20 protein-coding genes and 1 tRNA gene are annotated in these 20,883 nt (G+C 68.5%); 9 read left to right on the top strand and 12 right to left on the bottom strand.

Annotated elements, in window-relative coordinates; genetic code table 11:
• Nucleotides 1-15 precede the first annotated feature (15 nt).
• Nucleotides 16-1,593: a DUF2252 domain-containing protein gene (locus tag ACZ5WE_RS12115; RefSeq protein WP_467685631.1), complete on the bottom strand. Its 1,578-nt coding sequence runs from the start codon at nt 1,591-1,593 to the stop codon at nt 16-18.
• A 153-nt stretch (nt 1,594-1,746) separates the two neighbouring features.
• Complete coding sequence (locus ACZ5WE_RS12110; RefSeq protein WP_467685629.1) at nt 1,747-2,148, bottom strand: ArsR/SmtB family transcription factor; 402 nt, start codon at nt 2,146-2,148, stop codon at nt 1,747-1,749.
• Nucleotides 2,149-2,440: 292 nt separating this feature from the next.
• Here ACZ5WE_RS12110 and ACZ5WE_RS12105 point away from each other — a divergent pair, with 292 nt between their 5' ends.
• Complete coding sequence (locus ACZ5WE_RS12105; protein ID WP_467685627.1) at nt 2,441-3,628, top strand: MFS transporter; 1,188 nt, start codon at nt 2,441-2,443, stop codon at nt 3,626-3,628.
• 83 nt (nt 3,629-3,711) lie between these two features.
• Here the strand turns inward: ACZ5WE_RS12105 and ACZ5WE_RS12100 are convergent, their stop codons facing one another.
• On the bottom strand, nt 3,712-3,849 hold the full coding sequence (locus ACZ5WE_RS12100) for a hypothetical protein (RefSeq protein ID WP_467685625.1): 138 nt from the start codon (nt 3,847-3,849) through the stop codon (nt 3,712-3,714).
• A 293-nt stretch (nt 3,850-4,142) separates the two neighbouring features.
• A tRNA-Leu gene (locus ACZ5WE_RS12095) sits at nt 4,143-4,229 on the bottom strand.
• Nucleotides 4,230-4,640: 411 nt separating this feature from the next.
• Between ACZ5WE_RS12095 and ACZ5WE_RS12090 the strand changes: the two genes are divergently transcribed.
• From ACZ5WE_RS12090 to pknB, 6 genes are all read left to right on the top strand, one after another.
• The gene (locus ACZ5WE_RS12090) at nt 4,641-5,531 is read left to right on the top strand and encodes an FhaA domain-containing protein (RefSeq protein ID WP_467685623.1); all 891 of its coding nucleotides are present in this window, start codon (nt 4,641-4,643) and stop codon (nt 5,529-5,531) included.
• A gap of 10 nt (nt 5,532-5,541) precedes the next feature.
• Nucleotides 5,542-6,066, top strand: a complete 525-nt coding sequence (locus tag ACZ5WE_RS12085; protein WP_361828992.1) for an FHA domain-containing protein FhaB/FipA — start codon at nt 5,542-5,544, stop codon at nt 6,064-6,066.
• Between the two features lie 120 nt (nt 6,067-6,186).
• Nucleotides 6,187-7,746 carry a Stp1/IreP family PP2C-type Ser/Thr phosphatase gene (locus ACZ5WE_RS12080; protein ID WP_467685621.1) on the top strand — a complete coding sequence of 520 codons (1,560 nt, stop codon included), beginning with the start codon at nt 6,187-6,189 and terminating at the stop codon, nt 7,744-7,746.
• Nucleotides 7,747-7,772: 26 nt separating this feature from the next.
• Nucleotides 7,773-9,200, top strand: a complete 1,428-nt coding sequence (locus ACZ5WE_RS12075) for an FtsW/RodA/SpoVE family cell cycle protein (RefSeq protein WP_467685619.1) — start codon at nt 7,773-7,775, stop codon at nt 9,198-9,200.
• Between the two features lie 102 nt (nt 9,201-9,302).
• A complete protein-coding gene (locus ACZ5WE_RS12070; RefSeq protein ID WP_467685617.1) occupies nt 9,303-10,760 on the top strand; it encodes a peptidoglycan D,D-transpeptidase FtsI family protein in 1,458 nt (485 codons plus the stop codon).
• 168 nt (nt 10,761-10,928) lie between these two features.
• Nucleotides 10,929-12,935, top strand: coding sequence for a Stk1 family PASTA domain-containing Ser/Thr kinase (gene pknB, locus ACZ5WE_RS12065; protein WP_467685615.1), 2,007 nt, complete (start codon nt 10,929-10,931; stop codon nt 12,933-12,935).
• A 95-nt stretch (nt 12,936-13,030) separates the two neighbouring features.
• On the opposite strand, the gene ACZ5WE_RS12060 is transcribed toward pknB, so the two are convergent.
• The 6 genes from ACZ5WE_RS12060 to ACZ5WE_RS12035 are packed head-to-tail and all read right to left on the bottom strand — an operon-like array spanning nt 13,031 to nt 17,575.
• Entirely contained in the window at nt 13,031-13,837 is an 807-nt protein-coding gene (locus ACZ5WE_RS12060) for a class E sortase (RefSeq protein WP_467685614.1), read from the bottom strand.
• A gap of 24 nt (nt 13,838-13,861) precedes the next feature.
• On the bottom strand, nt 13,862-15,220 hold the full coding sequence (locus tag ACZ5WE_RS12055) for a class E sortase (RefSeq protein WP_467685613.1): 1,359 nt from the start codon (nt 15,218-15,220) through the stop codon (nt 13,862-13,864).
• Nucleotides 15,217-15,870, bottom strand: coding sequence for an aminodeoxychorismate/anthranilate synthase component II (locus tag ACZ5WE_RS12050; RefSeq protein WP_467686239.1), 654 nt, complete (start codon nt 15,868-15,870; stop codon nt 15,217-15,219). The genes ACZ5WE_RS12055 and ACZ5WE_RS12050 overlap by 4 nt, the downstream gene beginning before the upstream one ends.
• 32 nt (nt 15,871-15,902) lie before the next feature.
• Complete coding sequence (locus ACZ5WE_RS12045; protein WP_371750399.1) at nt 15,903-16,091, bottom strand: hypothetical protein; 189 nt, start codon at nt 16,089-16,091, stop codon at nt 15,903-15,905.
• Nucleotides 16,092-16,095: 4 nt separating this feature from the next.
• Nucleotides 16,096-16,785 (bottom strand): class E sortase, encoded by a 690-nt coding sequence (locus ACZ5WE_RS12040; protein WP_467685611.1) that lies wholly within the window; start codon nt 16,783-16,785, stop codon nt 16,096-16,098.
• Nucleotides 16,786-16,807: 22 nt separating this feature from the next.
• Nucleotides 16,808-17,575 (bottom strand): DUF881 domain-containing protein, encoded by a 768-nt coding sequence (locus ACZ5WE_RS12035; protein ID WP_467685609.1) that lies wholly within the window; start codon nt 17,573-17,575, stop codon nt 16,808-16,810.
• 92 nt (nt 17,576-17,667) lie between these two features.
• Here ACZ5WE_RS12035 and crgA point away from each other — a divergent pair, with 92 nt between their 5' ends.
• On the top strand, nt 17,668-17,922 hold the full coding sequence (gene crgA / locus ACZ5WE_RS12030; RefSeq protein WP_160506128.1) for a cell division protein CrgA: 255 nt from the start codon (nt 17,668-17,670) through the stop codon (nt 17,920-17,922).
• A 279-nt stretch (nt 17,923-18,201) separates the two neighbouring features.
• Here crgA and ACZ5WE_RS12025 read toward each other — a convergent pair whose 3' ends face one another.
• Together ACZ5WE_RS12025 and ACZ5WE_RS12020 are read right to left on the bottom strand one after the other, a co-directional pair.
• A complete protein-coding gene (locus ACZ5WE_RS12025) occupies nt 18,202-19,098 on the bottom strand; it encodes a rhomboid family intramembrane serine protease (RefSeq protein WP_467685607.1) in 897 nt (298 codons plus the stop codon).
• Between the two features lie 117 nt (nt 19,099-19,215).
• Entirely contained in the window at nt 19,216-19,749 is a 534-nt protein-coding gene (locus ACZ5WE_RS12020) for a peptidylprolyl isomerase (RefSeq protein WP_453451344.1), read from the bottom strand.
• A 252-nt stretch (nt 19,750-20,001) separates the two neighbouring features.
• Between ACZ5WE_RS12020 and ACZ5WE_RS12015 the strand changes: the two genes are divergently transcribed.
• Nucleotides 20,002-20,724 carry a DUF5324 family protein gene (locus tag ACZ5WE_RS12015; RefSeq protein ID WP_467685605.1) on the top strand — a complete coding sequence of 241 codons (723 nt, stop codon included), beginning with the start codon at nt 20,002-20,004 and terminating at the stop codon, nt 20,722-20,724.
• The last annotated feature ends 159 nt before the right edge of the window (nt 20,725-20,883 follow it).

Below are 20,883 nucleotides of genomic sequence, written 5' to 3'. Positions count from 1 at the left end.
CCCTCCCTCCCCTCCTCACACCCCCGCCTCCGCCTCCACCCGTCCCTCCTTGACCGCGCGCACCAGTTCCGCGTGGTCCGCCTCCGTTCGGTTCGCGTACGCCACGGCGAAAGCCGCCATCGCCGTGTCCAGCTCGTCGTTCTTGCCGACGTACCCCGCGATGAGCCGTGGGTCGGCGCTGTGCGCGTGCGCGCGGGCCAGCAGTGCTCCGGTCATCCGGCCGTAGTCGTCGATCTGGTCGGCTGCCAGTGCCGCAGGGTCCACGCTGCCCTTGCGGTTCCTGAACTGCCGCACCTGGAAGGCCCGCCCTGCCACTGTCGTCCACCCCAGCAGGAAGTCGCTCACCACCTGCATCCGCTTCTGTCCGAGCACCACCCGGTGCCCTTCGTGCGCGACCTCGGGCGCCGTGAAGCCCACTGTGGGCAGATGCGGAAGCAGCGCGGAGGGCCGCGCCTCCTTGACCTGGAGCACCAGCGGCTCGCCCCGGTGGTCGAGCAGCAGCACCACGTACGACCGCAGGCCGACGCTGCCTGTGCCCACGACGCGGAACGCCACGTCCTGGATCGCGTACCGCGCGAGCAGCGGCAGCCGGTCCTCGGAGAGCGTGCCCACATACTCCGCGAGGGCGGAGGCGACCTCGGCCGCCTCCGCGTCCGGTATTCGCCGCAGCACCGGCGGGGAGTCGACGAAGCGGCGCCCCGCGAAGCCGCCCTCGTCCTCGACGCGCTCCGTCGACTTGGCCGCGAACCGGGCGCTCGTGTTCTGCCGTGCTTTCTCGGAGACGCTCTCCAGGGTGCCGAGCAGATCCCGCGCGTCCGTGTGCGAGACCAACTCCTCGTCCGCGATGGCGTTCCAAGCGTCGAGCGCGGGGAGCTTCGCCAGCAGCCGCATCGTGCGCCGATAGGCGCCCACCGCGTCGAACGCCGCTTCTCTGCAGACGTCCTCGCTCGCCCCCGCCTCACGCCCCGCGAGCACGAGGGAGGCCGCGAGCCGCTTCACGTCCCACTCCCAGGGCCCGTGCCCCGTCTCGTCGAAGTCGTTCAAATCGATGATGAGGCCGCCCCGCGCATCCGCGTAGAGGCCGAAGTTCGCCGCGTGGGCGTCACCGCATATCTGGGCGCCGATCCCCGTCACGGGAGTCCGTGCGAGGTCGTACGCCATCAGGCCTGCGGCCCCGCGCAGGAAGGCGAAGGGCGACGCGGCCATCCTGCCCATCCGGATCGGTGTGAGCTCGGGGAGCCTGCTGCGGTTGGACTCCTCCACGGCATCGACCGGATCGGGTCGGCCGTCGTCCTCGACGAACCACTCGTGCGAGGCGCGGCTGACCCGCGCCCGCAGCGCTTTGCCTTCCTGCTTCGGCTGCTTCGGCTGCTTCGGCGCAGCCGGAGGCCGCCGCGAGCCCTGCGCGCCCTGCGAAGCCAGTGAAGGCGCCTGGGCGAACCCCTTCACGTACGGAAGCCGCGCACCCGCTGACTCCGAACCACCGGCCTCCGGACCGCCGGACTCCGCGCTGTCGCTACCCAACCTGTCGCTACCCGACCTACCCGCCTTGCCCGTCCCGCCCGACCTACCCGTCTTGCCCGCGCTGACCATTGCCTCGCCCCCGCATCCCCCGCGTCCAGACGGCCCTCGTGGGCCCCGTCTGGCATCGAAGGTACCCCCGGGCGCCGGGCGACGTCAGAGCCTGTGGATAACCCTCCCCCTGTGGATAACCCCACGCCTCACCTTCACCTTCCGTCGAGGTGCCTACGCCGTTTCCTTCCCTGTTTTCTTAGCTGTTCCCTTCCCCGTCCCGTCCGCCGGCTGCCATGCGGCCACCAGTTCCAGCAGTCCGGGAAACCGCGCGTTGAGATCGTCGATCCGCACCTGGCTGCGGCGTTCAAGTCCGTACTGACGCTGCCGGGTGAGGCCCGCGTCCCGAAGGGCGCGGAAGTGATGGGTGAGTGAGGACTTCGGCCGGGCCAGGCCGAACCAGCCACAGGAGTGGTCGAAGTCCTCGGAGTCGAGCAGGAGCTTGCGGACGATCCCCAAGCGCAGCGGGTCGCTCAGCGCCCCCATCACGACTTCCAGACGCAGCTCTTCGACCGCCGGTTCGTCGAGAGGCGGGGGTGGATCGGCGAGGGCGGGTGGGGTGTTGAACGTGGCCATCGGCATCTCCCTGTAAGGCGGTTCCTGATCGCGCGTTCCTGATCGCGCGTTGGTCAGGCGGTTCCTGATCACGCGGTTCCTGATCGCCGCTCCGCTCCCATGTACGACTCCAATCGTACAGGAGGTATGTTCGACTCAACTCGTAGTGGAGACAACCAGGGGAGATGCAGTGACGGACGTACAAACGGCGCCGCAACAGCCGAAGAGCACCGGGAGCACGGAGAAGTCCGCCGGGGGCGCGGCGACCGCCCCCCGGCGGTGGATCTGGCTGGCCGCCTGACCCGTCACCGCCGTGTTCGTCCTGTCCAACGCGGCGACGCCGCTGTACGTCCTCTGGCAGCGCGACATCGGCTTCTCCAAGGGCATGCTGACCGTGATCTTCGCCTGGTACATCGTGGGGCTGATCGCTTCGCTGCTGGTATCGGGAGTGCTCTCGGACCGCGTGGGACGCAAGCCCGTACTGCTGCCGGCCCTGGTGCTCGCCGCGGTGGCCTGCCTGATCTTCGCGACCGCGTCGTCGGTACTCGCCCTGGTCGTCGCGAGACTGTTCACCGGTATCGCGGTCGGAGCCGTGGTCTCCGCGGGCATGGCGGCGGTCTCGGATGTGGCAGGCCCGGCGCGCAAGCGGCTCGGTGCCCTGCTCGCGTCGTGCGCCATGGTGCTGGGTGCGGGACTCGGCCCGCTCCTGGCCGGCGTGCTCTCCGAAACGGCGCCCGCGCCGACGGTGACGGTCTTCGTGGTGGAGATCGTCCTCCTCGCCGCCGCGTTCATGGTTGTCCTGCGCATGCCGCTGCCGGTGAAGTCCCGCCCCCTCAAGGACTCCACCAAGAGTTCCTGCCGGGGCCCCGCCAAGCCCGGCACTCCCGCCCAAAAGGCCTCCTGGGTCCGCGTTCCGGGTGTGCCGCGCGGTAAGGGCGGTCAACTCCTGCTCGGCATCGCCGTGTTCGCCCCCGGCATCACCGCGACGTCCTTCGTCCTGTCGCTCGGCCCGTCCCTGCTCTCCGGTCTCCTCGGCACCACCAGCCGCATCGTCGCCGGGGCGATGGCCTTCGTGATGTTCCTGGCCGCGACCGGGGTCCAGTTCGCGGTGCAGAAGCTGCGGGTGCGCACCATCCTGCTCGCCGGTGCGGCGAGTACGACAGCGGGTATGGCCGCCCTGGTGGCCGCCGTGCACACCTCGTCGGTCGTGCCGCTGATCACTGCGGCCGTGCTCGCGGGGTCTGGTCAGGGCATGGGCCAGCTCGGCGGCCTCTCACTGCTCAATGCCGCAGTCCCATCGGAACGCCTGGCCGAGGCCAACGCGGCGCTCAACGTGGGCGGTTATGTACCCGCCGGCATTCTCCCGGTCGTGGCCGGGTTCCTCAGCGACGCGGTCGGCCTGACCACCGGCTCGACGACCTTCGGTGTGGTCCTCGTGGTCATGGCGGTATGCGGCGGCCTGGTGGTCCTGGCCCGCCGCCAGGCCACCGAGCCCGCATAGGTTCAACCCGACACCCCGACCCCGACACCCACCGCCAGCCCGTCAACCCACCCACCCGTCAACCACCAACCGCCACAAAGCCCCTAGCCCACCGGATCACGCCAGGTGTGCGTGGGACTGGGTACGGCGGCCGTGACGCTGGGCGCGGCGCGGTGCGGTGCGGTGCGGTGCGGCGCGGTGCTGTACGTCACCGGCCAGTCGGACGTCGAGCCCTGCTTCATGGCCGCGGCCGCCTCCTTCACCGGTGCCACAGCCGTACGCGCCCCCGCACCCCCACGCCTCCGCACCCCCGCACCCCCGCGCCCCCACACCACCGCGCCCCCACACCACCCCAGCGCCCGCGGGGCACGCCCCGGACGACTGAGAATCACGGCAGCAGGCCCCCAGCAGTGAGATAGCTCACCGCTGGGGGCCTGCCCGCGTCAACATCCGGACCGTAGCCCGCCCAGAACGCGAGAAACGGGCCTCACCAGGACTTTCGTCTCTGGTGAAGACCCGTTTCGTCGGTTCTTCATGGTGCGCGAGGGGGGAGTTGAACCCCCACGCCCTTTCGGGCACTGGAACCTGAATCCAGCGCGTCTGCCTATTCCGCCACCCGCGCATGGGTGTTGTCTTGGGTCTCTCACCGCTTGGTGCGACTGCTTGGTGCGAGCGCCTTTCGACATCCAGAAGATTAGCACGCTGCCGAGGGTGGATTCACATCCGTATTCGGGGGCACCTGCCCAGGTGATCCGGAGAGATCCGGAGAGATCCGGGGCCCGACCGACTGACTTGCGCCGTGCCCGGCGAAGGTCCGCAGTCGGGTGCGCGACACTGGTTTGAGGCCCCCTCTACGATCCCTGCATAGAGGAGCCTGAGAGGAGCCCGGAAGGATCCCGGAACCCTGGTGCGGGCATGCCTTGTGAGAGGCGACACTCATCGACTGGGCGGACAGGGGGAACCAGCCGATTTCCCGGCGCGTGGATACGATCAGTAAGCAGTACCAGGATGACTACGACGGAGGAGGTGCCCCATGGGAGTCATGAAGAAGTTCGAGCAGCGACTCGAAGGTCTCGTCAACGGCACCTTCGCCAAGGTGTTCAAGTCCGAGGTCCAGCCCGTCGAGATCGCCGGCGCCCTGCAGCGCGAGTGCGACAACAACGCGACGATCTGGAACCGCGAGCGGACCGTCGTCCCCAATGACTTCATCGTGGAGCTCAGCGCGCCCGACTTCGAGCGTCTGAGCCCCTACTCGGGACAGCTCGGCGACGAGCTGTCCGGGATGGTGCGCGAGTACGCCAAGCAGCAGCGGTACAGCTTCATGGGCCCCATCAAGGTCCACCTGGAGAAGGCCGAGGATCTCGACACGGGCCTGTACCGGGTGCGCAGCCGCACGCTCGCGTCCAGCACCTCCCAGAGCCCCGAGCGCGCCCCGGCAGCCCCCTCGGGCCCCGCCGCCGGCCACAGCCCCGCCAGACCCCCCGCGGGCGGCGCGGGCGGTGGCTATGGCTATCCACAGCCCGCTCAGCCTTCCAGCCCTCCCCCGATGCCCGCAGGGCCGCCTCCGGGCGGCCGCCCGGGCGGGCCCGCAGCGGCTCCGAGCCGCCCTCAGGGGCCCGGCGCGGGACCTCTTCCGGGTGCTCAGGTGCGGCGCTGGATCGAGATCAACGGCAATCGCCATCAGATCTCCCGCCCGACGCTGGTGCTGGGTCGCAGCACCGACGCCGATGTGCGGATCGACGACCCCGGCGTATCGCGCCGGCACTGTGAGATCCGGACCGGAACGCCCTCGACGATCCAGGATCTCGGGTCTACCAACGGCATCGTGGTAGACGGGCAGCACACCACCCGCGCTACGCTCCGCGACGGCTCGCGGATCGTCGTGGGCCAAACCACCATCGTTTACCGGCAAGCCGAAGGGTGAAGCGGGGGCAATGTCAGAGCTGACCCTGACGGTCATGCGGCTGGGTTTCCTAGCCGTTCTGTGGCTGTTCGTGATCGTGGCCGTCCAGGTCATCCGTAGCGACCTGTTCGGAACACGCGTCACACAGCGCGGTTCGCGCCGTGAGAACGCGCGACCGCAGCAGGCCGCACGCCAGCAACAGCAGGCGGCCACACCACCTCCCCAGCGCCAGCAGCAGGGCGGCGGGCGGCAGCGCCGTGGCGCCCCCAGCAAGCTGGTCGTATCCGAAGGGATCCTCGCGGGCACGACGGTCGCCCTGCAGGGCCAGACGATCACGCTGGGCCGTGCGCACGATTCGACGATCGTGCTGGACGACGACTACGCGTCCAGCAGGCATGCCAGGATCTACCCGGACCGTGACGGCCAGTGGATCGTCGAGGATCTCGGGTCCACCAACGGCACGTATCTCGACCGGACCCGACTCACCACCCCGACGCCCGTTCCGCTGGGCGCGCCGATCCGCATCGGCAAGACCGTCATCGAGCTGCGGAAGTAGTACGACAATGAGCGAGCGGAGCGAGCGAGCCGACGCGGTCCACACACTGGACGCCAGCGCGCTCCCGACCGGAGGGTGGGCACCGTGCGGATGTACCCGGAGCCGACGGGCGAGGTGCGCATGAGTCTGTCTTTGCGCTTCGCCGCCGGATCGCACAAAGGCATGATCCGGGAGGGGAACGAGGACTCCGGTTACGCCGGTCCGCGTCTCCTCGCGATCGCCGACGGCATGGGGGGCCAGGCCGCGGGTGAGGTCGCGAGCTCCGAGGTGATCTCGACGCTCGTCACCCTCGACGACGACGTGCCGGGATCGGACATCCTCACGTCGCTCGGCACCGCCGTGCAGCGCGCCAACGACCAGCTGCGCCTGATGGTCGAGGAGGATCCCCAGCTCGAGGGCATGGGGACGACCCTGACCGCGCTGCTGTGGACGGGGCAGCGCCTCGGCCTCGTACACGTGGGCGACTCACGCGCCTATCTCCTTCGGGACGGCGTCCTCACGCAGATCACCCAGGACCACACCTGGGTGCAGCGCCTGGTCGACGAGGGCCGGATCACCGAAGAGGAAGCCACCACCCACCCGCAGCGCTCCTTGCTGATGCGCGCCCTTGGCAGTGGTGAGCATGTCGAGCCGGACCTCTCCATCCGTGAAGTCCGCGCCGGCGACCGTTACTTGATCTGCTCGGACGGTCTCTCCGGTGTCGTCTCGCACCAGACGATGGAAGACACCCTCGCGAGCTACCAGGGCCCCCAGGAAACCGTGCAGGAGCTCATCCAGCTCGCGCTGCGCGGCGGCGGCCCCGACAACATCACGGTGATCGTCGCCGATGTCCTGGACATCGACAGCGGCGACACCCTCGCGGGCCAGCTCTCCGACACCCCCGTGGTCGTCGGCGCGGTCGCCGAGAACCAGCTGCAGGCGCAGGACGACAACGGCGCCATGCAGACCCCGGCGGGCCGCGCGTCCGGCCTCGGCCGCCCCGTGCCGCCGCAGCCCTCCGGAGGCGGCTTCGGGCCGCCCGGGAGCGGCGACACGGCGAGTTACGCTCCCGAGGGCAGCTTCGGCGCGTACAGCGACGAGGACTTCGTGAAGCCCGGCGGCGGCCGCAAGTGGCTCAAGAGATCGCTCTACATCGTGCTCGCCCTGGCGGTCATCGGCGGCGGCCTGTACGGCGGCTACCGCTGGACCCAGACCCAGTACTACGTGGGCACGAACGACGAGAACGTCGCCCTGTACCGCGGCATCGACCAGGATCTGGCGTGGGTCAGCCTGTCCAAGGTCGAGGAGAACCACCCCGAGATCGAACTCAAGTACCTGCCGCCGTACCAGCGCAAGCAGGTCGAGGGGACCATCCCCGAGGGCAATCTCGACGACGCCAAGAGCAAGGTCGAGGAGCTCGGCAAGCAGGCCTCGGCCTGCGAGAAGGACGCCAAGCGCCGTGAGGCCGAGCGGGAGAACGCCAAGCCCGGCGAGGGCGAGGCGGGCGGCACGACCGGCCTGTCGGCCAAGGCGCCCACCGACGATCCGACCGATCCGGCGGGCGAGAACAACCCGAACGACACGAACGACAAGAACAGCTCGACCGACAAGAACAAGTCCAAGACCGCACCGACTCCCACACCCGGCCCCAGCCTCTCCGAGGACGAGGAGAAGCTGGTCCCGCTGTGCGGTAAGCAGTAAGCAGCCGTTGGGGGCCTTTGCACGCCATGAGCAGTAGCACTACACACACGTCGACCATCGGCGCGATCGGGGCGCCGAGCAGGCGCAACACCGAGCTCGCGCTCCTCGCGTTCGCCGTCGTCATCCCGCTGTTCGCCTACATCAACGTAGGCCTGGCGATCGACGGCGAACTGCCCACAGGCATGCTCGGGTACGGGGCGGGGCTCGGTCTCCTCGCCGGCATCTCCCACTTCGTGGTGCGCAAGTTCGCGCCGTACGCCGACCCTCTGCTGCTGCCCCTGGCGACGCTGCTCAACGGGCTCGGTCTCGTCGTCATCTGGCGACTCGACCAGTCGAAGCGGCTGCAACAGCTGCCCAACTTCAGTGCTGCCGCACCGAACCAGCTGATGTACTCCGCGATCGGCATCGCCCTGTTCGTCGGCGTGCTGATCCTGCTCAAGGACCACCGCGTCCTGCAGCGCTACACGTACATCTCGATGGTCGGCGCCATCATCCTGCTGCTGCTGCCTCTGGTCCCCGGCCTCGGCATGAACGTGTTCGGCGCCAAGATCTGGATCCGCGTCGGCGGGTTCTCCATCCAGCCCGGTGAGTTCGCGAAGATCGTCATCGCGATCTTCTTCGCGGGCTATCTCATGGTGAAGCGCGACGCCCTGGCCCTGGCCAGCCGCCGCTTCATGGGCCTGTACCTGCCGCGTGGCCGTGACCTCGGTCCCATCGTCGTCGTCTGGATCATCTCGATCCTGATCCTGGTCTTCGAGACCGACCTCGGTACCTCGCTGCTGTTCTTCGGCATGTTCGTCGTCATGCTGTACGTCGCCACGGAGCGCACCAGCTGGATCGTGTTCGGCCTGCTGATGTCCGCGGTCGGCGCGGTCGGCGTCGCCTCCTTCGAGCCGCACGTCAAACAGCGCGTCGACGCGTGGCTCGACCCCATGCGCGAGTACACGCTGAGCCAGGATGGCGTGGTCGGCCACTCCGAGCAGGCGATGCAGGCCCTGTGGGCCTTCGGCTCCGGCGGCACGCTCGGCACCGGCCTCGGCCAGGGCAACTCCGACCTCATCAAGTTCGCCGCCAACTCGGACTTCATCCTCGCCACCTTCGGCGAGGAGCTCGGCCTCGCCGGAATCATGGCGATCCTGCTGATCTACGGCCTGATCGTCGAGCGCGGTGTGCGCACCGCGCTCGCCGCCCGCGACCCGTTCGGCAAGCTCCTGGCGATCGGCCTGTCCGGCGCCTTCGCCATCCAGGTCTTCGTGGTCGCCGGTGGCGTCATGAGCTTGATTCCGTTGACGGGTATGACCATGCCCTTCCTCGCGTACGGCGGTTCATCAGTGATCGCCAACTGGGCGCTGATCGGAATCCTCATCCGCATCAGCGATACCGCGCGCCGCCCCGCGCCCGCCCCCGCCCCGAACCCCGACGCGGAAATGACCCAAGTGGTCCGGTCTGATTGACCATCCCGCCCTGACCCCTCACTCACCGTCAAGCGATCGCCTGTAGTACTAGGATCCTCTGGACCTGGCCCATGGTGATCGCAAGTCGAAAAGGTTCGGACCGTGAACAAGCCGCTACGCCGGATCGCGATGTTTTGTGGTCTGCTCATCCTCGCTCTGATGGTCCGGGACAACTGGCTCCAGTACGTGCAGGCCGACACCCTGGCCAAGGACGAGAAGAACCGCCGCGTCACCATCGAGCGCTATGGCACTCCGCGCGGCAACATCATCGTGGACGGCAAACCGATCACCGGCTCCAAGGAGACGAGTGGCGGCAACGACCTCAAGTACCAGCGGACGTACACAAACGGCTCCATGTGGTCCCCGGTCACCGGCTTCGCGTCACAGAGCGTCGGCGCGACACAGCTGGAGTCGATCGAGGACGGCATCCTGACCGGTAACGACGACCGCCTCTTCTTTCGCCGCAGTCTCGACATGCTGACCGGCGAGAAGAAGGAAGGCGGCAACGTCGTCACGACCCTCGACTCGGCCGCACAGAAAGCCGCGTACGACGGCCTGAAGGGCCTTGGCAAGGGCGCGGTCGCCGCGATCGACCCGTCCACGGGCGCGATCCTGGCGCTGGCCTCAGCACCGTCGTACGACCCCTCCACCTTCGCCGGAGCCGACGGGAAGGCCTTCCAGAAGCTGGACAAGAACAAGAACAAGCCGATGCTCAACCGCGCCCTGCGCGAGACGTACCCGCCCGGCTCCACCTTCAAGGCGGTCACCGCCGCGGCGGCTCTGGAGCACGGCCTGTACGACGACATCGACGCGCCCACCAAGTCGCCGCTGCCCTGGACGATGCCCGACACCCAGACGCCGCTGCCGAACGAGGGCAACATCCCCTGCAAGAACGCCTCTCTGCGCGAGGCGCTGCGGGTGTCCTGCAACACCGTCTTCGGCAAGATCGGCTCGGACCTCGGCAAGGACAAGATGCTCGAGACGGCCGAGAAGTTCGGCTTCAACGAAGAGCAGTTCGTGCCGGTCCGCTCGAACGCCTCCGTCTTCCCCGAGAAGATGGACAGGCCGCAGACCGCGCTCTCCTCCATCGGCCAGTTCGAGACGGCCGCGACGCCGCTGCAGATGGCCATGGTCGCCTCGGCCATCGCCAATGACGGCACGCTGATGGAGCCGTACATGGTCAGCGAGCTGCAGGCCCCGAACCTGGACGTGATCGAGAAGCACGCGCCCAAGGAGATGAGCAAGCCGCTCTCCGAGGAGAACGCGCAGAAGCTGCAGGACATGATGGAGACCGTCATCAACGACGGCACCGGCACGAACGCCAAGATCCCCGGCGTCACGGTCGGCGGCAAGACCGGTACGGCCCAGCACGGCGTCGACAACAGCGAAAACCCCTACGCCTGGTTCATCAGCTACGCCAAGACCGACTCCGGTTCGCCGGTGGCCGTCGCCGTGGTCGTCGAGGACAGCAAGGCCGGCCGCGACGACATCTCCGGTGGTGGTCTGGCCGCCCCGATCGCCAAGGACGTGATGAAGGCGGTTCTGGACAGCAAGAAGTGACCCCCGTCACGGCCTCTTCACATCAGTGCACGTTGCGGTACCGGTCCTGTATCGGGTGACGGTCGTGGCCGGGTCACGTAAGGCGAGCCGGGTACGGTATGCCCGAGCAGCACACCGCCGGACCACACAAGGGTGCGGTCGGGACTGACGGAGAGGGCTGGATTAGCTATGGAAGAGCCGCGTCGCCTCGGCGGGCGGTACGAGCTGGGCCAGGTGCTCGGCCGAGGCGGGATGGCGGAGGTCTACCTCGCGCACGACACCCGCCTCGGACGCACCGTGGCGGTGAAGACGCTGCGGGTCGACCTCGCGCGTGACCCGTCGTTCCAGGCCCGGTTCCGCCGTGAGGCCCAGTCGGCCGCCTCGCTCAACCATCCTGCGATCGTCGCGGTCTACGACACCGGCGAGGACTACGTGGACGGGGTCTCCATCCCGTACATCGTGATGGAGTACGTCGACGGCTCCACCCTGCGTGAGCTGCTGCACTCGGGGCGCAAGCTGCTGCCCGAGCGCGCCATGGAGATGACCATCGGCATCCTCCAGGCCCTTGAGTACTCCCACCGCAACGGCATCGTCCACCGCGACATCAAGCCCGCGAACGTCATGCTGACGCGCAACGGCCAGGTCAAGGTCATGGACTTCGGCATCGCCCGCGCCATGGGCGACTCCGGGATGACGATGACGCAGACCGCGGCGGTCATCGGCACGGCGCAGTACCTCTCGCCGGAGCAGGCCAAGGGCGAGCAGGTGGACGCGCGAAGCGACCTCTACTCGACCGGCTGCCTGCTCTACGAGCTCCTCACGGTGCGCCCGCCCTTCGTCGGGGACTCCCCGGTGGCGGTCGCCTACCAGCACGTAAGGGAAGAGCCGCAGGCTCCGAGCGTCTTCGACGGCGAGATCACGCCGGAGATGGACGCCATCGTCCTGAAGGCCCTCACCAAGGACCCGGACTACCGCTACCAGTCGGCCGACGAGATGCGCGCCGACATCGAGGCCTGCCTGGACGGCCAGCCCGTCCAGGCCACCGCGGCCATGGGCGCGGTGGGCTACGGCGGCCACCCGGACGACCAGCAGACGGCGATGCTGCGCCCGCAGAACGGCGGCGGCCAGACATCGATGATGCCGCCGGTCGGCGGCCCCGACGACGGCTACGACGATCACTCGCGCCGCCGCCAGAAGAAGAGCAGCACTTCTACGATTCTGCTGGTCGTGGCGGGCTTGCTGGTGCTGGTGGGCGCGATCCTGATCGGGAAGTGGGCGTTCACCGGGGGCGGTGGCGGCAGCGATTCGATCAAGGCTCCGAACTTCGTCGGCGAGAAGCTGGCGGACGCCAAGAAGTCCGCCAAGAACGTGGACCTCGTGCTCGACGCTTCCAAGCGCGAGCCGTGCGCGAAGTACCCGGAGGGTGAGATCTGCACCCAGAACCCGGGCGCGAACGCCACGGTCAACAAGGGCGACACGATCTCCGTGACGGTTTCCACCGGGGCGCCGAAGGTCTCCGTGCCCAAGGTCATCGGCCTGGACGTCGACACCGCCACGGAGAAGCTCGAGGGCCCCAAGTACCAGTTCAACGTCAACATCAAGCCCGTGGAGTCCTCCGGTACGCCGGACGAGGTCCTCGACTCGGACCCGGTCTTCGGTAGCGAGGTGGAGAAGGGCAGCAAGATCACCCTTGAGGTGGCCAAGGAGGCCGAGAAGGTCACCGTCCCCGACGTCACCGGCAAGACCTGCGAAGAGGCCAAGGCCCAGCTGAAGACCAACGACCTCGTCGGCACCTGCGAGGAGGAAGAGAGCGACTCGGTCGAGGCCGGCAAGGTCATCTCGCAGAGCCTCACCGCGCAGACCCAGGCCGTCCCGGGTTCCACGGTCACGCTGAAGGTCGCCAAGGAGGCCGAGCAGGCCACCGTGCCGGCCCTCACCGGTCAGAAGCTCAAGGACGCCCGCACGGCCATCGAAAACGCCGGCCTGACGGTCGGCACCATCACCGGCCCGCAGGACGACGAGGCCCTCGTGGTCGTCTCGGATCCGCCCGCCAACCAGCAGGTCGCACCCGACACCGCGGTCAACCTGACCACGGCGGGCGGCAACCCCGGCGACAACGGCGGCGGCAACGGCGGGGAGGACGGCGGAGGCTTCATCGGAGGCAACGCCGGCTTCTCCCGCAACAACGAGGACTAGCCCCGCCCACGGCCTCATTCAGTACACGGAAAGGGCCCCGGACACCGCCATGCAGGCGGCGGTGTCCGGGGCCCTTTCCGTACGCGGCGCCGGGCTCACTCCAGCTCGGCCGGCGGCGTCCGCTTGTTGTCGACCTTCTCGATGCGCTCCAGCTCGCCCCACACCACGTAGCGGTAGTTGGACGTGTAGACCGGCGTGCACGTCGTCAGGGTGATGTAGCGGCCCGGCTTCTTCGCGCCCGATTCCTTCGGGACCGGGTTCAGGACCTTCACGTTGTACTTCGAGGTCTCGGGCAGCGTCGAGTACACCTTGTACACGTACCACTTGTCCCGGGCCTCGAAGACGATCGCGTCGCCCTTCTTGATCTTGTCGATCTTGTGGAACTTCGCGCCGTGGCCGTCGCGGTGCGCGGCCAGCGTGAAGTTGCCTTCCTTGTCCTGGGGAAGGGCCGACTTGATCGGGTCCTCGTAGTAGCCCGCGACGCCGTTGTTGAGCTCCTTGCTGCCCGTGCCCTTCTTGACCAGGATGTCGCCGTTGCCCATGGCGGGCACGTGCAGGAAGCCGATGCCGTCCTTGGTGTTCAGGTTCCCCGGGCCGCCCGCCCAGCGGTCGCGCACTCTGTCGCCCTGTTTGTGCGCCTCGCGGTCCGCGACGACGTTGGTCCACCACAGGGAGTAGACGACGAAGAGGCCTAGCACCAGGCCCGCGGTGATGAGGAGTTCGCCGAAGACGCTGACCGCCGTGGCGATCGGGCCCCGGCCCCGTGGCCGTCGCGTACGGGCGGGCGCGGGCGCCTCGGCCTGCTTCTCCCGCGCACCGGCCTGCTCGTCGGTCCGCCCCCCGGCCCGCTCCCCGGCCTGCTCCCCGGCCTGCTCCTCGTCGTGGTCGGTCGTGGCTGCCACTGGATCTGCCCCGTTCTCACCGTTCTAATTGACGAGCGCGCTCGGTTTGCCCTTGCCGCGCGGTCGTTCCTCGACCATCTTGCCCCAGACGATCATTCGATACTTACTCGTGAATTCCGGGGTACAGGTGGTCAGTGTGATGTACCGGCCCTCTTTGGTGAAGCCCGACCCCGGCGGAACGGGCCCGATCACCGAGACGTTGCTGGGCTGGGTCTGCGGCAGGATGCTCGCCATCTTGTAGACGAAGTACTTGTCCTGCGTCTCGACGATGATCGGATCGCCCGGTTCGAGCTGATTGATGTAACGGAACGGCTCACCATGGGTGTTGCGATGCCCGGCGACCGCGAAGTTGCCCTTCTTGGCGTCCGGCATGGGCGTCTTGGTGCCGCCCTCGTTGTAGTGCCCGACCATGCCGCGGTCCAGGACCTTCGACTTGTCGATGCCCTCGGCGATCGGCACGACCACGTCGAGGCGAGGGATGTGCAGGAGCGCGAAGCCCTGTCCGGGCTCGAAGGCGCCCGGCTTGCCCTTGCCCTTGGCCCACTTCTCCTGGAGGTCGCTCGCGGCGCCGTTGGCCTGCTGGTGGGCGCGGATGTTCGTCCACCACAGCTGGTAGGTCACGAACAACAGCATCAGGACGCCGACCGTGATGAACAGTTCGCCGATCCCCCGGCTCGCCACGGCGCCCGCGGAGGGTCTACGGGCGCGCTCGGCGCGACGGGCCTCCACGCGGGAGAGGGGGGCGGTGGACCCCGCGGCCGCGGGGGATCGCGGGGTGCCCTTCTTGGCGGCCTTGCGACGGGCGGCCCTGCCCTCGGTGGGGCGCTCGGGGTCGGGTTGCGGGTCGGTGACCTCGGTGACGTCGGTGGCCGGCTCGACTATTCGGCGGGTGTCCGACGTCCGCAGCCCGACCGTCTCGTCGTCGACGTGAGGCTGCGTCTGTGGCTGCGGCTGCGACGGCCTCTGTGGCTGCGTCTGTGGCTGCGGGGCCTCCGGTATCGGCTCGTACACCGGCGCGGGTCGCTGCGGGGCGTACGCGCCGTACAGCTCCTCGTACGTCGGCTCCTGCGGCTGCTGCGGCTGCTGCTCCACGCGCCAGTCGCGGGCGTACCCCTGGGGGTCGTACCACTCCTGCGGCTGGGGCTGCTCCGGCCGCGGCTGCGGCGCGGTCTGCGGCTCCGGCTCCGCAGGCCCGCTGCGGAACCACGGTGAGGGATGCTGCCCCCGCTGACCCGGCAGCGGATCAGTCAGCGGGTCGGCAAGGTGATCGACAGCCGCCTCGAACGCCCCGGGCTCCTCAAACGCCCCAGGCTCCCCGTACGACGTGTACTGCTCGTCGTACGGGACTCCGGAGGAATCGCGCTCGGGACGCACCGCGGTCACGCCGTGGCCCTGCCCACCACCGGGGCAAGACCACTCGATCGACCAATGGCACCTGTGTCCCCGCACTCCACCAGCCAGTTGGCGAGCATGCGGTGACCGTGCTCGGTGAGCACCGACTCGGGGTGGAACTGCACGCCCTCGACCGGCAGTTCACGGTGGCGCAGGCCCATGATGATGCCGTCCTGAGTGCGCGCGGTCACCTCGAGCTCGGCCGGAACCGTGGCCGGCTCGGCGGCGAGCGAGTGATAGCGCGTCGCGATGAACGGCGACGGCAGCCCGGCGAAGACGCCCTTGCCCTCGTGGACCACCGGGGACGTCTTGCCGTGCAGCAACTCCGGCGCACGGTCCACCACTCCGCCGTAGGCCACCGCCATCGACTGCATGCCGAGGCAGACGCCGAACACAGGGACGCCGGTGCCGGCGCAGTGCCGCACCATGTCGACGCAGACCCCCGCCTGCTCGGGTGTGCCGGGACCCGGTGACAGCAGGACGCCGTTGAAGCCGTCCTGCGCGTGGCGCAGCTCGACCTCGTCGTTGCGCAGGACCTCGCACTCGGCACCGAGCTGGTAGAGGTACTGGACGAGGTTGAAGACGAAGCTGTCGTAGTTGTCGACCACAAGGATGCGGCTGGGTCGTCCGCCGGCGCCCACCGGGCTCACCGGACTTGCCGGGTTCACTGCGCTCACTGGCCGTCCACCGTCACATCGTTGAAGGGAAGCAGCGGCTCGGCCCAGGGGAAGACGTACTGGAAGAGCACGTAGACCACAGCGAAGACGAGCATCAGCGAAAGCAGCGCCCTTACCCAAGCGTTTCCCGGCAGATGCCGCCAGATCCAGCCGTACATGCCGTCCCTTCCGTAGCCGTACGGCACCAGACTAACGGCGCAGTGCCTCCGGTTTCCCGGCCTCGACGGGCTGGGTGGCATCGAGGTGCGCCCAGACGATCAACCGGTGGCTGTGTCCCCACTCTGGCTCACAGGTGGTAAGGGTGAGGTAACGGCCCGGCCCCTCGAATCCGGACTTGCGCGGAACCGCATCGATGACCCCTGTGTCGCCGGGCAGCGTCTTGTAGGGCTTGTTGTCGATGCGGTACGTGAACCACGTGGTGCCGTCGGTCAGGACCACGGCGTCGTCCGGCCGCAGCTTGGGGAAGTCCTTGAACGGGTCTCCGTAGGTGCGGCGATGGCCCGCCACCGAGAAGTTGCCCTTCTGGCCGAGCTGAGCGGTGTCCCCGTAGTGGCCGAGGCCCTTCTTGAGAACCTCGGTTCCGGTGCCCTGGAGCACCGGCTTGTTCCACGTGAAACCAAGCCGGGGGATGTACATGACGGCGAAGGGTTTGCCGTCCTCGTAGGGGCCGGGCTTGTTCGGAGAGGTCTCGGCGGGCTTGTCGTCCGTCCCGGAGGGCACCGAATCCTGCGCCCACTGGTCCTGCAGCGTGTCGATCTGGCTGTCCATGGCATTGTCGGCCTTCACGCCGGTCCAGAACAGGACGTACACCACGAAGAGCACGATCAACGTGCCGACGGTGATGCACAGTTCGCTGAACGTCCTCAACAGCACTCGCACCGGCACAAGCTCCCCCAGCGGCCTACTCCACGGGCTTCGCGTAGTGGAGATCCACTGTGCCCGAGTAGCCGGGAAGAGTCACCGCCCCGTCGTCGACTTTCCATCCGAGGCCGTACGCGTTGACGTACAGCATGTAGTTCTGGATCTCCGGGGACGCGGCGAGCGCCGTCTTGAGCTCCTCCGGGTCACCGACCGCGGTCACCTTGTACGGCGGTGAATAGACGCGGCCCTGGAGGATCAGGGTGTTTCCCACGCAGCGGACGGCGCTGGTGGAGATGAGGCGCTGGTCCATGACCTTGATGCCCTTGGCGCCGCCCTGCCAGAGCGCGTTGACCACGGCCTGGAGGTCCTGTTGGTGGATGACCAGGTCATTGGGCTGCGGCTCGGGGTAGCCGGGGAGCTTGGCGGTGGCGTTCGGCGGGGCATCGGCGAGGGTGACGGAGACCGCGTCACCGCTGAGCTTCTTGGTGCCCGCGTTCTTCTCCAGGGCCCCCAGCCGGGCGTCGTCGGCCTTCGTGCCGCCGTTGTCACGCTCGGCCAGGGACTCGACGTCGTCGCGCAGTGAGCCGTTGGACTCGTCCAGCTTGCCGTTCTTGTGGCTGCGCTCCTCGATCAGGTCGGAGAGCTTCAGGAGAGAGGCGTCGGTGCGGATGTTCGTGCCCTTGGCCGTGTTGAAGCTGGTGAAGAAGATGAGGCCCGCGAGCGCGAAAACGGCGGCCGTCAGCAACCGGACCGGCCGCCAGTGCGGACGACGATCCGGACCTGTGGGGGAGTCGGCAGAATTGCTCAACGTACCCTTATCTCCTTCAGCGCCGCGGAAGCACTACGCTAACGGACGCCCGGGGGAGGGCTCAGCTCCCCGTATCGACAGGAGAGACCCTCGTGCCGAAGTCACGGATCCGCAAGAAGGCCGACGATTACACGCCGCCCGCGAAGAAGGCGACGAACATCAAGCTGACCAGCCGCAGCTGGGTGGCTCCGGTGATGCTCGCGATGTTCCTCATCGGGCTCGCCTGGATCGTCGTCTTCTACGTCACCGACGGCAAGCTGCCGATCGACCCGCTGGGCAACTGGAACATCGTGGTCGGCTTCGGCTTCATCGCCGCGGGGTTCGGCGTCTCCACGCAGTGGAAGTAGCGCCACCCCGGCAGGGCTGTGCGCAAGCCTTGCCCTGAGTTATCCACAGCGCTATCCACATTCCGGCCCGGACTGGGGAAAAGAAAGACGATCTGTGGATAACCCTCTGGGTGTTGACGCCGGTATGACTGGCTGATCGCCATGCAAGCCCTCACAGGCCCCTTGTCCTTCCTGGGGAAACCCAGGTCAGCGACAAGGGGCACTGTTGTTCCCCACAGCATGCACAAGCACGGACACACGCTGTGGACAACTTTGGCCATCGGATGACAACGGCGGGCTTCAGACGAGCTGCGCGGTCCTGATGACCACAGCCGCCAGGACCACGATCAGCACCCCACCACAGGTCCCCCACTGCACGAGCGTCCGCCGCTCGCGGGGCGCGTGCACCATCCCGTACGCGATCGCGACACCGGCGACCAGACCGCCGACATGCGCCTGCCAGGCGATGCCGTTCATGGTGAACGTGAAGAGCAGGTTGATCGCCAGCAGCGCGATGACGGGGCGCATGTCGTAGTTCAGGCGCCGCATCAGAACCGCGGTCGCGCCGAGGAGGCCGAAGATCGCCCCGGACGCCCCGAGCGAGGCCTCGCTCGCGCTCTCCAGGACATACGTCAACGCGCTGCCGGCCAGACCGGACAGCATGTAGAGGGCGAGAAAACGAGCGCGGCCGAGCGCCGCTTCCAAGGGGCCACCGAGCCACCACAACCCCAGCATGTTGAAGCCGATGTGCCAGATCTCCTGGTGCGTGAACATCGACGTGACCAGGCGATACCACTGGCCTTCGGCGACGCCGTCCTCCGGCACGTACGGGTAGGGGGGCCATTCGCCGATCAGCCACAGCTCGCTCAGCAGACGGTCCCCCATGGCGAGGACCGCGACGAACACCGCGACGTTCAGGCCGAGCAGGATCTTGGTGATCAGCCGCGGGTCGGCGGCGATCGAGCCGCCCGCGATGGTGCGCGGCTGGTTCGCCGCGGGCGCGTGCCCGGTACCCGAGCCCTCGCGCACGCACTCGGGGCACTGGAAGCCGACCGAGGCGCTGATCATGCACTCCGGGCAGATCGGACGCTCGCAGCGCGTGCAGCTGATGCCGGTCGTGCGGTCCGGATGCCGGTAGCAGCCGGGCAGGTCCGGTGCGTCCTGTGGCCCCTGCGGGCTGCCTGGTGCCTGGTCCATGGGGTCCCCTCAATGTCCGTACGACGGCACAGCCACGCCCACGCGTCGAACGCACCGCCCCGCCCTCCTTTTACGGATGGGCGGGGCGGTTTGGTTCCCTCGCGGGGTGCGCCGGTGTCAGGCGGCGCGGGTCTCGATGACGACGGACTCGATGACCACGTCGTTCACCGGGCGGTCGGTGCGCGGGTTGGTCTGCGTGGCCGCGATCTCGTCGACGACCTTCTGGCTCGCCGGGTTCGTGACCTCGCCGAAGATGGTGTGCTTGCGGGTGAGCCAGGCCGTCGGGGAGACCGTCACGAAGAACTGGGAGCCGTTGGTGCCCGGACCGGCGTTGGCCATGGCGAGGAGGTAGGGCTTGTCGAAGGCGAGGTCGGGGTGGAACTCGTCCTCGAACTCGTAGCCGGGGCCGCCCGTGCCGTTGCCCAGCGGGTCGCCGCCCTGGATCATGAAGCCGCTGATGACGCGGTGGAAGACCGTGCCGTCGTAGAGCCGGTCCGTGGTCTTCTTGCCGGTCTCCGGGTGGACCCACTCACGCTCGCCCTGGGCGAGCTCGACGAAGTTCTTGACCGTCTTCGGCGTGTGGTTGGGGTGCAGCAGCACCTCGATGTCGCCTCGGTTGGTCTTCAGGGTGGCGTAAAGCTGCTCGGCCACGGTCTGCCTTCCGTTGTCTTCTGTGACATCCCCGATCCTCCCACGGACCGGATTGCGACGAGTAGTCACCGAGTGGGCGCGCGCCACGACGATCCGTGGCATTGTCGGCAAAGCACTCTCCTTGTACCGATTTGATCAGAATGATCGCACCCGGATGCCCGGCTGCGTCATGCCTCGGAGCCATCCGGAAGGCATGATCCTTGAAAGGGTGGAAAGGTGACATACCTATAAGCCACCGAGGAGGAGGATCCTGTGACCCGCATCGACAGCGTGCGCGCCGCGACCGGTTCGGCGAAGGACAGCGTGCGGCATGCCGCGGAGGCGGTGGCCCCCTACGCCGGAACGGCCAAGGACCAGGCCGTCCACTACGCACACGAAAGCCGCGCACGCCTCGCGCCCAAGGTGTCGCAAGCCGCCGAGCAAGCCCGCGTCCAGTACGGCGCTCACGTCGGCCCGCGCCTGGAGCAGGCTCGTACGCACGTGCCGCCGAAGGTCGACCACGCCGCGCACGAAGCCGCTGTCCGCACCCGCAAGGCCGCCAAGCAGACCCGCAAGGCAGCCCGGCAGGCCGCCGACTACTCGAAGCCGCGGATCGAGCACGCCGTGGCCGTGGCTCAGCCCGTCCGTGATGAGGCGGCGTCCCGCGGGGCCGCGGCGCTCGCCGCGCTGCGCGGTGAGGTCTCCCCCAAGGAGATCCAGCGGCTGGCCCGCAAGCACAACCGCCGGGCCCGCGCCGGGCGTCTCGCCAAGGGCCTCGTGGTCCTGGGCGTGCTGGCGGGTGGTGCGGTCGCCGCCTGGAAGTGGTGGGACAAGCAGGCCAACCCGGACTGGCTCGTCGAGCCGCCGGCCGCGACGGAGGTCCCCGACAGCGCGCCGCTGGCCTCGGTCGACGGCAGCGGTCAGGCCTCCCTCGACCCCGAGGTCCAGGCCAAGCAGGCCGAAACCGAGGCCGCGGACCGCGACGACCTGCGCTGATCTTCCACTGATCCACTGCCGAACGCCGCGGGGGGGGGGGGGGGGGGGGGGGGGGGGGGGGGGGGGGCGGGGGGGTGGGGGGGGGGGGGGGGGGGGGTAGGACGAGACCTCGGGGGTACGGCGGTGTGCGCCGAGCAGCGCGTCCCAGCCCGTCCGGTT

It is taken from the genome of Streptomyces sp. NPDC033180 (assembly GCF_055577645.1).
Note: the sequence above shows the minus strand (reverse complement) of the source record. Positions and strands in the feature narration are given on the sequence as shown.